The sequence below is a fragment of the Leptolyngbya sp. NIES-2104 genome, assembly GCF_001485215.1.
Taxonomy (GTDB): Bacteria; Cyanobacteriota; Cyanobacteriia; order Leptolyngbyales; family Leptolyngbyaceae; genus Leptolyngbya.
In genome coordinates, this window is record NZ_BBWW01000001.1 from 5,213,563 (window position 1) to 5,228,250 (window position 14,688).

The 14,688-nt window shown below is 47.7% G+C and carries 15 protein-coding genes and 1 tRNA gene; 11 read left to right on the top strand and 5 right to left on the bottom strand.

The annotated features are described in order from the left end of the window. Positions 1 to 42 precede the first annotated feature (42 nt). Positions 43 to 975: a GTPase Era gene (era, locus tag NIES2104_RS24995; RefSeq protein ID WP_059000934.1), complete on the top strand. Its 933-nt coding sequence runs from the start codon at positions 43 to 45 to the stop codon at positions 973 to 975. 256 nt (positions 976 to 1,231) lie between these two features. Here era and murA read toward each other — a convergent pair whose 3' ends face one another. Continuing rightward, positions 1,232 to 2,617: a UDP-N-acetylglucosamine 1-carboxyvinyltransferase gene (gene murA / locus NIES2104_RS25000; protein WP_059000935.1), complete on the bottom strand. Its 1,386-nt coding sequence runs from the start codon at positions 2,615 to 2,617 to the stop codon at positions 1,232 to 1,234. A 170-nt stretch (positions 2,618 to 2,787) separates the two neighbouring features. On the opposite strand from murA, the gene NIES2104_RS25005 reads away from it, so the two are divergent. Continuing rightward, positions 2,788 to 2,871 (top strand) — tRNA-Leu (locus NIES2104_RS25005). A 96-nt stretch (positions 2,872 to 2,967) separates the two neighbouring features. Here NIES2104_RS25005 and NIES2104_RS25010 read toward each other — a convergent pair. After that, entirely contained in the window at positions 2,968 to 3,624 is a 657-nt protein-coding gene (locus NIES2104_RS25010) for a hypothetical protein (RefSeq protein WP_059000937.1), read from the bottom strand. Between the two features lie 102 nt (positions 3,625 to 3,726). Next, complete coding sequence (gene mdh, locus NIES2104_RS25015; protein WP_059000938.1) at positions 3,727 to 4,689, bottom strand: malate dehydrogenase; 963 nt, start codon at positions 4,687 to 4,689, stop codon at positions 3,727 to 3,729. Positions 4,690 to 4,952: 263 nt separating this feature from the next. On the opposite strand from mdh, the gene glgX reads away from it, so the two are divergent. The 3 genes from glgX (at position 4,953) to NIES2104_RS25030 (ending at position 7,783) form a co-directional block, all read left to right on the top strand. Then, positions 4,953 to 7,079, top strand: coding sequence for a glycogen debranching protein GlgX (gene glgX / locus NIES2104_RS25020; RefSeq protein ID WP_059000940.1), 2,127 nt, complete (start codon positions 4,953 to 4,955; stop codon positions 7,077 to 7,079). Positions 7,080 to 7,183: 104 nt separating this feature from the next. After that, entirely contained in the window at positions 7,184 to 7,411 is a 228-nt protein-coding gene (locus tag NIES2104_RS25025; protein ID WP_059000942.1) for a DUF433 domain-containing protein, read from the top strand. A 3-nt stretch (positions 7,412 to 7,414) separates the two neighbouring features. Next, positions 7,415 to 7,783: a DUF5615 family PIN-like protein gene (locus tag NIES2104_RS25030; protein ID WP_156427042.1), complete on the top strand. Its 369-nt coding sequence runs from the start codon at positions 7,415 to 7,417 to the stop codon at positions 7,781 to 7,783. A gap of 10 nt (positions 7,784 to 7,793) precedes the next feature. Here the strand turns inward: NIES2104_RS25030 and NIES2104_RS25035 are convergent, their stop codons facing one another. Beyond that, entirely contained in the window at positions 7,794 to 8,834 is a 1,041-nt protein-coding gene (locus NIES2104_RS25035) for a D-alanine--D-alanine ligase family protein (RefSeq protein ID WP_059000946.1), read from the bottom strand. A 307-nt stretch (positions 8,835 to 9,141) separates the two neighbouring features. Between NIES2104_RS25035 and NIES2104_RS25040 the strand changes: the two genes are divergently transcribed. Then, entirely contained in the window at positions 9,142 to 10,107 is a 966-nt protein-coding gene (locus NIES2104_RS25040) for a TauD/TfdA family dioxygenase (protein ID WP_059000950.1), read from the top strand. Between the two features lie 7 nt (positions 10,108 to 10,114). Here the strand turns inward: NIES2104_RS25040 and NIES2104_RS25045 are convergent, their stop codons facing one another. Continuing rightward, on the bottom strand, positions 10,115 to 10,975 hold the full coding sequence (locus NIES2104_RS25045) for an alpha/beta hydrolase (protein WP_059000952.1): 861 nt from the start codon (positions 10,973 to 10,975) through the stop codon (positions 10,115 to 10,117). Between the two features lie 435 nt (positions 10,976 to 11,410). On the opposite strand from NIES2104_RS25045, the gene NIES2104_RS25050 reads away from it, so the two are divergent. The 5 genes from NIES2104_RS25050 to NIES2104_RS25065 all read left to right on the top strand — a co-directional run bounded on the left by NIES2104_RS25050 (position 11,411) and on the right by NIES2104_RS25065 (position 14,628). Further along, on the top strand, positions 11,411 to 12,109 hold the full coding sequence (locus NIES2104_RS25050; protein WP_059000954.1) for a DUF1003 domain-containing protein: 699 nt from the start codon (positions 11,411 to 11,413) through the stop codon (positions 12,107 to 12,109). 11 nt (positions 12,110 to 12,120) lie between these two features. Then, complete coding sequence (locus NIES2104_RS33595) at positions 12,121 to 12,396, top strand: cadmium resistance transporter (protein ID WP_263971035.1); 276 nt, start codon at positions 12,121 to 12,123, stop codon at positions 12,394 to 12,396. Positions 12,397 to 12,601: 205 nt separating this feature from the next. Then, the gene (locus NIES2104_RS33600; RefSeq protein WP_263971036.1) at positions 12,602 to 12,847 is read left to right on the top strand and encodes a cadmium resistance transporter; all 246 of its coding nucleotides are present in this window, start codon (positions 12,602 to 12,604) and stop codon (positions 12,845 to 12,847) included. Between the two features lie 239 nt (positions 12,848 to 13,086). Continuing rightward, complete coding sequence (locus NIES2104_RS25060; RefSeq protein WP_059000955.1) at positions 13,087 to 14,025, top strand: XdhC family protein; 939 nt, start codon at positions 13,087 to 13,089, stop codon at positions 14,023 to 14,025. Between the two features lie 21 nt (positions 14,026 to 14,046). After that, positions 14,047 to 14,628 carry an L-threonylcarbamoyladenylate synthase gene (locus tag NIES2104_RS25065; RefSeq protein WP_059000957.1) on the top strand — a complete coding sequence of 194 codons (582 nt, stop codon included), beginning with the start codon at positions 14,047 to 14,049 and terminating at the stop codon, positions 14,626 to 14,628. The last annotated feature ends 60 nt before the right edge of the window (positions 14,629 to 14,688 follow it).

Sequence of the window (14,688 nt, forward strand, 5' to 3'; positions counted from 1 at the left end):
GATTCGCCAAACAGTATTCAAGATTACAGAATAGATTTAGGAATGTCAGAAGAAACAGACATTTATACCCCAATTCCTACGGCTCCAGAGAACTTTCGATCGGGCTTCGTTGGCATTATCGGTCGCCCGAATGTCGGCAAGTCTACGATCATGAATTTCCTCGTAGGTCAAAAGATCGCGATTACGTCTCCGGTCGCCCAAACCACCCGTAATCGATTACGCGGCATTCTCACCACTCCAGAAGCGCAAATCATTTTCGTAGACACTCCCGGAATTCACAAACCGCATCACCAACTCGGACAAGTGTTAGTCAAGAATGCTCAGAGCGCGATCAACGCGGTTGATGTGGTTCTATTTGTAGTGGATTGTGCGACAGAACTGGGTGGAGGCGATCGCTATATTGCAGAGTTGCTACACCAGACTGAAACCCCGGTAATTCTAGGATTAAATAAAGCCGATCAACAGACCGATGAACAATTTGACGATCGCTATCGGGAACTCGCTGCCGAACGAGACTGGACGATCGCGAAATTTTCCGCCCTCAAAGGCGATGGAATGGAAGAATTGCAGCGATCGATTATCGAAAATTTAGAACCTGGACCGTACTACTATCCGCCCGATTTAGTCACGGATCAGCCCGAACGGTTCATCATGGGCGAACTGATTCGAGAACAAATTCTGCTGCTCACTCGTGAAGAAGTGCCGCATTCAGTCGCGATCGAGATTGAAAAAGTCGTTGAAGAGCCGAAACTCACACGGGTCTTTGCGGCGATTAATGTGGAGCGTCCTTCACAAAAAGCGATTTTGTTAGGGAAAGGCGGCGGAATGATTAAATCGATCGGCACTGCTGCCCGTGAACAAATCCAGAAATTGATCGACGGTCAGGTCTATCTGGAATTGTTTGTGAAAGTGATGCCGAAGTGGAGGCAATCGCGGGTACGGTTGGCGGAATTTGGGTATCGGGTGGAGGATTAACGCGAATTCGATGATTTTTGCGCTCACGTTTCTATCTCGCCCCGGAATGGAATTCGGGGCTAACAGTGCGAAGTCAGTTGAAACTGACTAAAGACCTTCAACTCGACTCTTAGTCCCCTTCAGTGGACTTTGTTCGATTAGCCCCGAATTCCATTCCGGGGCGAGATAGAAACGTGAGCGAGAAATCTCAACGAACTAGCCATTAACCACTAATAGAAAACCCGCCAGCAATGCCAGCGAGTTTATCTAAATCAATCTACCCGACCATTTTCGATTCCACTGGAGCCGTCAGCACCGCATCCTCCTGACCGCGTTCAATCTTCGCGCCCAGTCCCCGCAACTTCGCCTCAATATTGTCATAACCCCGATCGAGATGATTCAATCCTCGCACCGTGGTCATGCCATTTGCCGCCAACCCTGCAATCACTAACGCCGCCGATGCGCGTAAATCCGTTCCCTGAACAGGCGCACCCGACAACTGAGGCACACCCCGCACGATCGCAATATTGCCTTTTAGACGAATATCCGCGCCCATTCGATTCAGTTCCGCCACATGCTGAAGGCGATTCTCGAACAGCGTTTCCGTAATCACACTATCGCCGTCTGCCAACGTCAACAGTGACATAAACGGCGCTTGTAAATCGGTCGGAAATCCTGGGAATGGCAGCGTTTCGATGTCGGTGCCTCGGAATGATCCAGCAGGTAGCACCCGAACGGTATCCGGAGCATCGATCGCGACTTTCACCCCGATTTCGTGCAGTTTTGCGATCGCAGCACTCAAATGATCCGGAACGACCGGAGACAGGCTAATTTCCGATCGAGTAATCGCGCCTGCCAGCAAAAATGTTCCGGCTTCAATGCGATCGGGCACGACCGAATAATCGACCTCATGCAGTTTTTCAACGCCATTGATCACGATCCGATTCGTTCCTGCACCTCGAATCTGTGCGCCCATCGCCCGACAGAAGTTCGCTAAATCCACGACTTCCGGTTCTTGGGCGGCGTTCTCGATGATGGTTTCTCCTTCCGCCAGAGTCGCTGCCATCATGATGTTTTCAGTCGCGCCCACGCTCGGAAAATCGAGATAGATTCTCGCTCCGGTTAATCGCTTCCGATTCCCACGCACATGAGCATTCACGACTCCATGTTCGATGATCACTTCTGCGCCTAACGCTTGCAGCCCTTTGACGTGCAAATCGACAGGTCGATCGCCGATCGAGCATCCTCCCGGCAATGGCACCTGAGCCACGCCTAAACGCGCCAAGAGGGGACCTGCGACAAAGAAACTGGCTCTGAGCTTACTGACAATATCGTAAGGCGCTTTCGACTGCGTAATCTCAGACGCATCCAGATCGAGAATGCCTTGGCTGTGAGAAACTTTCACTCCTAACGCAGACAGGATCTCACCAATTCGAGTGATATCGAGTAGCGAAGGCACATTGCGTAATCGACAAGTTCCTGAGCATAAAATCGAACCTGCCATTAACACAAGCGCAGAATTTTTCGCGCCGCTGATAGTGACATGCCCACTTAGGGGCTGTTTTCCCCAGATATGTAGGACGGGCTGATGGTCTTCCGGTGAAGATTGAGAATTTGACAAGCTGGGAGAGGGAGTAATGGGTCTGTCCTCCTGAGTAGGCATGTTTACAATCACTTCAAATTTGGTTTAGATTCTACCGGAAAGTTGGGAATTGTCCAGCATCGAAGTCAACGGCAACGAATCGATGCTCGTGAAACTCGATCGAAAAGATTGACATTCTGAACCCCTTACGTCACAATCAGAGATCGCGATGCCCAAACGAGTTCGCACCTGCGGGACTGGCGGAATTGGTAGACGCGCTAGATTCAGGTTCTAGTGTTCGCAAGGACTTCCGGGTTCAAGTCCCGGGTTCCGCATTTTCAAGAATGGATTGTTCTCAATCGGAGCAGTCCATTTTTATTTGGACAGTTCTACTTATGTATCGAGGATTCTCGATCGGGAAAATCTAATCTCTACAATTGTCCCGAAATTGGCTGACAGGTATTATTAACCGCTGTCGTGTTGACCGGAATCAGTTCATCGCGCTGCAAAATCTGATTATCAATGCCCAGAGCACGAACATCACAGATTCCAGTCGCGCCCGGAGCCACTAGCAACAACATGCCATCGACTCCACGATCGCGCAGTACTTTACCATTGTTAAATGTCACTTCAACGGCTGCGACCGTCGGTTCTAGAATTTCTCCATAGAATACGGCATGGCGCTGTTTGTCTTTGGTGTTCGTGCGCCCGACTCCGTATTCGATTAATTTCTTGGTATTCGCCGTTTTCGAGGCTTTGGTGAAGTAGCTGCCGCTGCTGACGAGATTCCATTCCATGCCGTTTCGTTTCGCGACTCGGTAACTCAGCATCGGTTGAGGTTTTTGGTCTTTCGAGAAGCGAATCGATCGATCATCTAAACAATTGCCGCGATAAAGAGCGACCATACCTTCTGACCATTTCCGCACCGTGAGCACCTGAAATTCTTTGGCTTCGGTCTTCGATTCATCAGGACAAGTGAACGGGCGACGAATCATTTCTTCTGGAGTCGCTGCGACGATCGAAACCGTATACCCGATCGGTGCAAGACACATCAAACCCACTAAACCACCTAGCCAGCGTCGAATCATGGTCAGTTCCTTAAGGCAACACAGATACAAAACTCTATGTGGTCTAGTCTCCCTCCTTTTTGAGGAAAACGTCTCTTTCTACGGGGGAGTTTTAAGAGTTGCCTACACTGTAGCCGCTAAAAGCTGATTTGCACGCTCGACATTTTCCCGCACCGATGCAGCAGAACGATGTAATGCTGCTTGTTCTGCCTCGGTTAAGTCCAATTCCAGAATTGTTTGAATTCCTTGACATCCCAATCGACACGGTACGCCGATAAAGACATCATTCAAGCCATATTCGCCCTGGAGGTAGGCAGCGATCGGTAACAGGCGGGATTTGTTGTAAAGGATCGCTTCGACCATCACACAAGCCGATGACGCAGGCGCATAGAACGCACTTCCGGTTTGCATCAGTTCTACAATCTCTGCGCCTCCGTTGCGAGTCCGATCGATGAGTTGCGCGATCGTCGATTCCGGCAACAGTTGATCGATCGGAATCCCGTTCACTGTGGAATATTTCGGCAGTGGCACCATCAAATCACCATGTCCACCGAGAACTGTCGCGCTGATATCCGCGATCGACACATCCAATTCCATCGCAATAAAGGTCTGAAATCGCGCCGAATCGAGTACGCCTGCCATTCCCATTACTTGTTTTGGTGGCAGTCCGCTGGCTTCCCAGGCAATGTGAGTCATGACATCGAGCGGATTGGTTACGACGATAAGCACAGCATTCGGGGAATATACGATCGCGCTTTTGACAGTTTCCCGGACAATCTTCGCATTTGTCCGCAGTAAATCATCTCGACTCATTCCCGGTTTGCGAGGAATACCAGCGGTAATCACAATGACATCAGAGCCAGCCGTATCTTGGTAATCGTTTGTACCGATAATTTGTCGATCGTGCCGTTCGACTCCTCGCGCTTCCATCAGATCGAGCGCTAATCCTTGAGGACGACCTTGAATCACATCGAGCAGTACCACATCGGCTAGATTCTTCTCAGCGACTCTTTGAGCGAGGGTGCTTCCAACATTTCCGGCTCCGATCACAGAAACGCGAAATTGGGTACAAGTCGGAGAAGCCATAAATTTGCCGCCAGTGCGATCGACATTAGTGTAACGCTCTCGAACTGAGTCGAGAGCGATCGGGTCGCGATTCTTTAGATTTCACAAGGCTTGTCACCCTTTTAGGTCAGTCACGTTGATGCAATAGACACTTCCAAAGACAGAACAGAAGCTTCACCCGTGGCAGATGGGATAGAGGAAAGGCAATGGTTAGAGTTGTCTTATTCACATTGCTTCAAGCAACTGGCTCGTTGAAGTTCTTATAAAACATCTAAAAAAAGCCTATGTACGCACCCATTTGGACGGGAAAAGTCTATCCGTTAGGCGCAGCCTGGGACGGAAAAGGAACTAACTTTTCGATCTTTTCTGAACATGCAACTGGTGTCGAAGTTTGTTTGTTCGATGCTCAAGGTGAAGAGCTACGGTTGCCTCTGTATGAAGGCGAGAATTTCCTTTGGCATGGTTATGTTCCTGGAATTGCGCCAGGTCAGCGATATGGCTTTCGTGTACATGGACCTTGGCAACCTGAACAAGGACATCGATTTAATGCAAACAAGCTTTTGATTGACCCTTACGCAAAAGCGATCGAGGGCTATGTTCAACAAGGCGAAGCAACCTTTAGCTACCGCTGGGATGATCCTGCCGCAGATTTAGGATTTTCTGAGTTAGATAGTGCTGATCTGATGCCGAAGTGCATTGTGGTGGATCAAGGCTTTAATTGGGAAGGGGATCAGCTTTTACAAACTCCCTGGAACGAGACAGTCATTTATGAGATGCACGTTAAAGGTTTTACTCAGAAGCATCCTGAGATTCCAGAACATCTACGCGGAACTTATGCAGGACTCGCACATCCAGCCGCGATCGCGCATTTGCAATCGTTAGGAGTCACGGCAGTTGAATTAATGCCTGTGCATCACTTCTTAGCTCATCCGGGTCACTTAGCGAGTAAAGACTTATCGAACTATTGGGGCTACGATTCGATCAATTATTTTTCACCGCATTCGGGCTATAGTTCTGACAAGACTCCAGGCGGACAGGTGCAAGAATTCAAAGAGATGGTGAAAGCTCTGCACAAAGCTGGGATCGAAGTTATTTTAGATGTCGTTTACAATCACACTGGCGAAGGAAATCACGCAGGTCCAACCCTTTCACTAAAAGGAATTGACAACAAAACGTACTACCGCCTAGTCGAAGGAAATGAGCGGTACTACATGGACTTTACCGGATGTGGTAACTCGCTCAATGTGCAAAGTCCTCAAGTGCTAAAGCTGATCATGGATAGCTTGCGCTACTGGGTGACAGAAATGCACATTGACGGCTTCCGATTTGATCTCGCTTCTGCACTTGCACGAGAACTCTACGCCGTTGATAACTTAGCCTCGTTCTTCGATATCATTCACCAAGACCCAATTCTGGCAGGTGTGAAGTTGATTGCTGAACCTTGGGACATTGGGGACGGCGGCTATCAGGTCGGAAACTTCCCGGTGCTGTGGTCAGAGTGGAATGGTCGCTATCGGGATGAAATGCGCGATTTTTGGCGGGGTCAAGATGGTAAGCTTGGTGACTTTGGCTATCGATTCACAGGTAGTCCAGACCTCTATCAATTAAACGGTCGCAGACCTCATGCCAGCATTAATTTTCTGACAGCACATGATGGATTTACCTTGCGGGATTTAGTCAGCTACAACGAGAAACACAATCTAGCCAACGGTGAAGATAACCGGGATGGAGAAAGTCACAATCGATCGTGGAATTGTGGCATCGAAGGCGAAACTGATAATGCGGAAGTGCTACGCCTCAGAGAACGTCAACAGCGAAATATGTTATCGACGCTGATGCTGTCTCAAGGGATTCCGATGATTGTGATGGGTGATGAAATGGGTCGCACTCAATCTGGCAATAACAATGCGTACTGTCAGGATAATGAGCTATCTTGGCTCGATTGGGACTTATGCGATCGCAATAAAGACCTGCTCAATTTCACCCGCGAATTGATTCATTTCCGCCAAGAACACCCCGTTTTTCGCCGTCAACGCTGGTTCCAAGGACAAGCGATTCACGGTTCAAGCGTAAGCGATATTGCTTGGTTTAATCTCGATGGCAACGACATGACCGAAGAGCAATGGGGTAACGGCTACTCGAAAACGATCGCGGTGTTCCTGAACGGAAACGAACTTCCCGATCGCGGTCCCAAAGGCGGACGCATTCGAGATAATAACTTCCTATTGCTCTTCAATGCTCACTGGGAAATGCTCGAATTTACCCTTCCCGCCCGCTTACGACAACGCAAATGGTCTGCTCTTATCAACACCAAAGAGCCGCGCTTTATCACCGAGAAGATTACCTTCTCAGGAACAAAGACGGTTCCGGTAATGGGTCGATCGCTGGTTGTTCTGCAATCGGGCATCTAAACTAAAGCGGGGTTTGTCAACGACAGATCCCGCCTGAAAAAATATTTGGAGTAGCATAAGAACGTAGAATAAAACGATCGTCTCCGATGCGAAACATACACAGTATGGAAATTGCCCCACACATTAACATTGATCCTGCTATTTGCGGCGGCGTACCCGTAATTACTGGAACTCGAATTCCTGTTGCGATCATCATTGGTGCTCTTGCCAGCGAAATGACCGAAACGGAAGTGATGGAGGACTATGTTTTAACAAGAGAGCAAATCAAAGCCGCACTTGCCTATGCTGCTGATATGGTGAAGCACGTTGAAGCTTTCCCCATCGGAGCTTAAATTGTGAACTTTCTTGTCGATGAAAATATGCCCAGACCACTTGCGGCGAAGATTGCCGAATTGGGATTTCAAGTTCAAGATGTACGCGACATTGGGCTGACAGGGCATTCCGATGATGAAGTGATGCAAGCCGCTATTGCGGCTGATGCAATCATCATTACAGCAGATCGTCGCTTTGCTGATCCACGTAGTTGGGCAGAAGCATTCACCGCAGGTGTCATCTTCATCAACTTACCAGGAGGAACATCGACGAAAACCATAGTTGCGAAAGTTCTCGACCTGCTTCAAAATCGTACTCCTGATTCTCTACTTGGAGCCTACACTACAGTAGAACTCAGACGTTCACTTTCTCGCCCGATTCGACCGCGTTAGTCACCTCAAACTATTCAAGAGCAAGTTGAATCAATCGATCGACTAAATTCGGATAAGACACTCCAGATGCTTCCCACATCATCGGATACATACTTGTTGCCGTGAATCCAGGCAGCGTATTGATTTCATTGATTAACACTTCACCCGTCGATTCCACATAGAAAAAGTCAACGCGACTTAAACCCGAAGCATCAACCGCCTGAAAAGCCTGCAATGCTCGTTCCTGAATTAAGCTCGTAATTTCTGCCGGAAGTTGAGCGGGAATCACATGGCTCGATTTGCCTGCGGTGTACTTCGTTTCGTAATCATAAAAGTCGCTATCAAACCGAATTTCACCCACCACCGAAGCTTTCGCTTGCTCATTTCCTAACACCGCACATTCGACTTCACGCGCCACGACTCCCGCTTCGACGATGATTCGTCGATCGTAACTCGCAGCACTATCTAACGCCGCTTCTAACTCTGCACGAGTCCGAACTTTCGAGATGCCAACTGATGATCCTAAGTTTGCAGGTTTGATAAAGCAGGGATAACCGAGTTCCGTTTCGATGCGATCGCACAATTTCGGAAACACACAAGGATTCGAGTAGATTTCCGATCGACTGACTCCCAAATATTTCACCTGCGGCAAGCCCGCCTGAGCAAACGCGGTTTTCATCGCCAGCTTATCCATCCCGACCGAAGACCCCAACACACTAGAACCGACAAACGGTTTCTGCATCAAAGTCAGCAAACCCTGAATCGTTCCATCTTCACCATTCGGACCGTGCAGAATCGGAAACCAAACATCGACTTGAGCCGCTTCAGACGGAAATTGCCAGAGATTCGTGGCGCTATCTTCACAGTCAATTGCACCTGATTCTAAAACCGATCGAGCAATATCGGGCGATCGCCATTGTCCGTCTTTCTGAATGTAGAACGGCATCAGATCATATTTCTCGGCATTGGCAGGATCGCTGAGGGCTTGAGCAATCGATCGAGCCGATGCGATCGAGACTTCATGTTCGCCAGAACGCCCACCAAATAGCAATCCTACTTTTAGCTTCGTCATAATCTGATCCCAATTTTCTTTTGAACTTTAGACCATTTAGTCGATCGCGTCTAGAGGACACGATAAGAGAACGTGCATCGGAACGCTTTCAGGAACATTAATACGAACTGGGTTGACGCTTATGTTGATTAGGTCTTAGGATTTTAACCGTAAAATACGGTTAATCTACCAATTTAATGTAGAATTGTGATGAACTTAAACAGAGTGGGCAATCGATCGCTCCTTTCGTTGCTTGTGACCGATGGCAACAAAGAAGCAGACCTAGTAATTGCCGCTCTACGGATACAACAGCTTTTGGAGAATTGACATGAGTAACAAATATATTGAAGTCAAACAAGTTTCTGGGTTTATTGGGGCTGAGATTAGCGGGGTCGATCTTTCACAGGCTTTGCACGATGATGCTGTTCGAGAAATTCGGGAAGCTTTGCTGAAGTGGAAGGTCATCTTCTTCCGCAATCAGAACATTGATCATGCCGCTCAGATTGCTTTTACGGCTCGGTTTGGCGAAGTCACTTACGCCCATCCGCATGAAGACGACCCGATCAAAGGGTTTCAGGAAATCATGCCCGTTGATCGTCGTCGCTTCGATCGCAAAAATGGCTTGCGGAAAACGAGCTACGAACATCACTGGCATACAGATGTTACAGCAGCCATTAACCCACCCGCAGCATCCGTTTTACGGGCTGTGAACGTTCCAAGCTTTGGAGGTGACACGACTTGGACAAATTTAGTGGCTGCTTATGAAGGTCTGTCTGCTCCACTCCGGGCATTAGCAGACACGCTCAAAGCTGAACATCGGTTTAATGCGCGATCGGATGTTCCTAGCAAGAGTAAGTTTGCTCAACGCATTGCGGCAAATCCACTCGTTTCGATTCATCCGGTCGTCAGAGTGCATCCTGAGACCGGAGGACGAGCACTGTACGTCAATCCTGGCTTTACCTCACACATTGTCGATGTCTCGCAGCAAGAGAGCGACTTGCTTCTAGAGCTATTCTTTAACCAAATCACAAAGCCCGCCTACACCACTCGATTTCGCTGGAACAATGGTGATATTGCATTCTGGGACAATCGCGCTACGGCTCATTTAGCTCCACAGGATTTAGATCATATTGAAGTTGAGCGCGTTCTCTACCGCACCACGATTACTGGAGATGTTCCCGTTGGAGTGGATGGATTTCGATCGCAAATCGTAGAAGGTGAAATGTTCAGCGCTAAAGTCCCGACAGTCTTGCAAGAAAGTTTCGATACAAAGCTCAGTACTCTGGTCCATTAAATCGGATTCAGCACACAGATTGTAGTCGGGTAGTTTGTTGAATTTGTCGATCGAGCCAACGTTCTAGATCAATCAACAGTTCCTCATAGTTAATATCATTGTGCGGAGCATGACGACTACCCGGATACTCGTGTCGTTCTTTATCCGATAACGTCAGTTGCTCAAAGAATGCCTGACTTCCTTCAGGATGCGCGACAACATCATCTCCGCCATGCAGAATCAACAATGGCACTTGTAAATTTGCTGCCTGAGATTCCACCCAAGCGATCGTCTTAAACAACTCAGAGCCAAATCGCGCACTGGCGATCGAATGCACGAGCGGATCTTGAGTGCAATCATTCAGCACTTCTCGATCGCGTGAGATTGCTTCGAGATCAATGCCGACCTTGAGCCTGAAACGCGGTGCAATGCGTGAGAATGTGTTTGCTAACCACAATTTGGTTGATGAAATGCCGTTTAGACCGAGTGCAGGCGCGATCGTAATGATGCCTTGTAGTGCAGTGGGAAACCGCAAACCATAGTCTAAAGCAATCATTCCCCCCAAACTATGCCCTAAAACAAAACGTGGACAATTTGAGCATTGTTCGTCGATGACCTGAAGAAAGCGACTCAGATCAGCGCGGTACTCAGACCAATCATTGAGATGTCCGCGCAAACCCGTCGATCGCCCATGTCCGCGTAAGTCGAGCGCATAAACGGTATAGCCAGCAGGAACGAGGTATTGAATAACATTGTTAAATCGCCCGCTGTGGCTTCCAAGTCCGTGTAGCAGAATTACGATAGCCTGAGTTTGATGCTGAGGCTGACAAGATTGATAGTGAAGTTTGAGTCCTCCAACGCTTTTGAAGAACCCTTGAGTGTGGTGCATTGTGAAAAATTTAGTTGTGTTGGGATAGTTGCCACATTGAATCACACGGAGTTAAAAAATCTTTGTCACTTTGATTACCAGAATTTAACGATTCTAAAATTGTTTGTGTTCCAAGCTACAAATCTAGTTCACTGGCTTAGAAATGGCTTGGAGTAACTGGCAATCCTTCGCTCTTTATCAATTCACATCACTTCAGATTATCGTTTTAAGAAATAAGAACGTTTGCTTCTATGAATTGAACCGCTTACAGTGAAGACATTGAAGACAAGCGGAGTTCAAAGCCGAATCAATCCACGATTCGATTGAGTCAAGGCACTTCTGCCAAACGTCTTCTCAAGGCTTAGCAATTCATTCAAAAATTGCTGAATGCTTGCTCAATGTGAGTGAAGCACAGGTTTAATCTGTCAGCCTTCAATTCTACAGAGGTTTTTTCCCATGAAACGTCCACAATCAAACCACTTGAATCAACAGCAATCAATCTTAGAATCGGCTCCCCCCAAGCCGACCCGTGGGCAACGTCTCGCCGATGCAATGGCTTCTAAAGTTGGCTCCTGGGCATTTATTGGAACCCAGAGCGTCATCTTGGCAGGCTGGATTGGAGCAAACTCGATTCCAGGTGCACCCCATTGGGACGAATCCCCCTTCATTCTGCTGAATCTAGTGTTTTCCTTCGCCTCGGCTTACACTGCACCGGTTGTGTTGATGAGTCAGAATCGCCAGTCTGAAGAAGACCGCTACTCTGCCATGATGAACCACAAAGTTAACTTACACGTGGCGCAAGAGATCGAGCGATTGCATCAGAAAATTGACGATTTACAAACACGGCAACTGACCGAGCTTTCTCAGCTATTGGAAAAACAGCCGGAAGCAATGTCAACTCAACGCGATCGACTACCAAGCAAAATTTACTTGGTTGCCCAAGCAAATCAGAACGGAGTTGCAAAAGACAATCGCAAGCCCAAAACGGTGTCTGTGTTGTTGCCTCAATCGGTGTTCAATGCTCAGACAACAGATACGGTTTTGCCGTCTCATCTGCAAACCAAGCAGAAGTTTGAGGTGTCGATCGACAATTGTGCGATCGCAAATTCGCTCAATCGAACCGTCATTAAAAACGGCGATCGACAACATTCTTAAGGTCAGTTGAAATGAACGAACTTATCACGGCAGTTTCTACGGGGATCACTGCATTCATCGCTACAAACTTAGACGACGTTCTGATCCTGCTGTTGTTCTTTTCTCAAGTGAATGCAAACTTTCGACATCGACACATTGTATCCGGTCAGTATCTTGGATTTGCAACATTAGTGCTAGTTAGCTTACCGGGCTTTTTTGGTGGATTGATGTTTCCGCAAGAATGGGTGGGACTGTTGGGAATTGCCCCGTTGCCTTTGGCACAGCGAAGCTGCTCGCGATTGGATTAAGCCGCTTACTGACACCAGAAGCCGACGAAACAGAAACCAGTCTGTCAGAAAAGACATCTCCTTTTTCTACATTAATTTCGCCTCAGACTTGTAGCATCGCTGCTGTAACCTTTGCGAATGGAGGCGACAATGTTGGAATCTATGACCCCTGTTTGCGAATTGTACTTGGGATAGTTTGATCGTCGTTTTAAGTGTGTTTTTCTCAATGGTCGGTGTGTGGTGCTCTATGGCTTATCAACTGACTCGAATTCCTGCAATTGCAGAAACGCTATCTCGCTACGGCAATCTACTAGTTCCATTTGTGCTGATTGGCTTGGGAATTCTGATTTTGATTGATAGTCATACGCTCGAAAATCGCGGTTTAGCAGTTCTAACACTCGTGATTACTGGAATTTGGACGCTGAAATTGATTGCGGCTCTCAATCTGACTGCAAAGAAGATTTTGGATTAATCAATGCTTTGACAAACAAGAATATTTGATTCTATTAGTGTAGTTTTCTACAGTTAAGCAAGGTGGATTAGAGCGTAGATTTGCTCTGATATCACTTTCCCTTCATGACATGGTGATACTGTATGAAACCTCTAAATAAACGATCGGGAGACGGAGATTTATTTCAGGCAGGCTATGGCAATGAATGATAACTTTTCAAATATCCTCTTACAATCAGTGCAAAATAGTTCTGTTTCGTTATGCCCGATCACTATCGTCAACTATTAGAAAAGATGCCTGCGGTGCTGGCAACGGTCGTTCAGATTAAAGGTTCTGTACCGCGTGAAGTCGGCGCGAAAATGATCATTACCGAAACCGAGATTTTCGGCACGATCGGGGGTGGAGCAGGAGAAGCGAAGGTGATTCGGCAAGCGTTAGAGGTGCTGGCAACTGGCGAAAAGCAATGGGTCGAGATTGATTTAACAGGCGCACCACAGCGGGAAACTCAAGGGATTTGTGGCGGAATCATGCAGGTGTGGTTGGAACGATGGGACAGCGATCGATACCGTTCTCTCATTCAGCAAATCTTGACGAAGCTCGAATCCGGGCAGACGGTCTCGATCGTGACTCCGTTCAATGCGGAACAATTCCCTTATCTATCTCGTGATTGTCCTGAGCAAGCTTTTATTGAAACGATCGAACCTGCTCCAACTTTATTAATTGTAGGCGCGGGACATTGTGGAATTGAACTCGCGAAAGTTGCGAATTTGATTGGATTTCAAGTGATCGTACAAGACGATCGAGCGAATTGGGCAAATGTCGATCGCTATCCCAACGCCAAAATTTTCAACACCCCAATCGATGAAACCGTAAATCAACTCGCAACACATACCCAACTCTACGCAGCCTTAGTCACACGCGGATATCAATATGATTTAGCAGCATTGAAAGCTTTAGTCGATCGACCGATTCCCTGTCGCTACATTGGAATGATCGGGAGTGAAAAGCGCGTTAGACAGGTGTTTCAATCATCGGAAATTTCTAGAGAGAAACTTCGATCGATCTACGCTCCGATCGGTTTAGATATCGGAGCCTTAACACCCGAAGAGATTGCAATCAGCATCAGTGCAGAATTAATTTTAGTTCGACGTGGGGGAACTGGTCGATCGCTTTCCCAATCGTTGAGAATGATAGACTGAGAGCCTCAATTTGAATCACCCATGCCACAAGTTGAATTTAAAACACTAATCGAATCGGTTCGCGCTGGAACGCATCTCGCAAGTTTTCCAACCGATACTGTTCCTGCTTTGGCTGCAAGACCCGATCGAGCCGAGCTAATCTACATCGCGAAACAACGTAGCCTTGATAAGCCTTTGATTCTGATGGCAAGCGAAATCGACGAGCTTTGGAACTATGTCAAAGGCAGCGATCGAGAATTAGAAGCCTGGAATGCGATCGCGAAACAATACTTACCGGGTGCATTAACTTTAGTGCTTCCCGCAAACGATCGTGTTCCTGCTGCAATGAATCCGAGCGATCCAACTACGATCGGTGTAAGAGTTCCGAATCATGCGATCGCCCGTCAAATTCTGGCAAAAACGGGCGCATTAGCTACCACAAGCGCCAATCGCTCCGGACAACCTGCACTGTTATCAATGCCAGAAATTGCAGCAGAATTTCCGGAGGTCATGGTCTTAGATGCAAACTCTACCGAAGTTGCATCAGGAACCCCTTCGACCGTGGCGAAATGGACAGGAGAAGGATGGCAAATTTTAAGACAGGGCGCGATCGTATTAATGTGACTCTCAACCCACAATCTTTCTTCAGTCCCCGGAGCGCGGACTTCGCACCGTTAGCCCCGA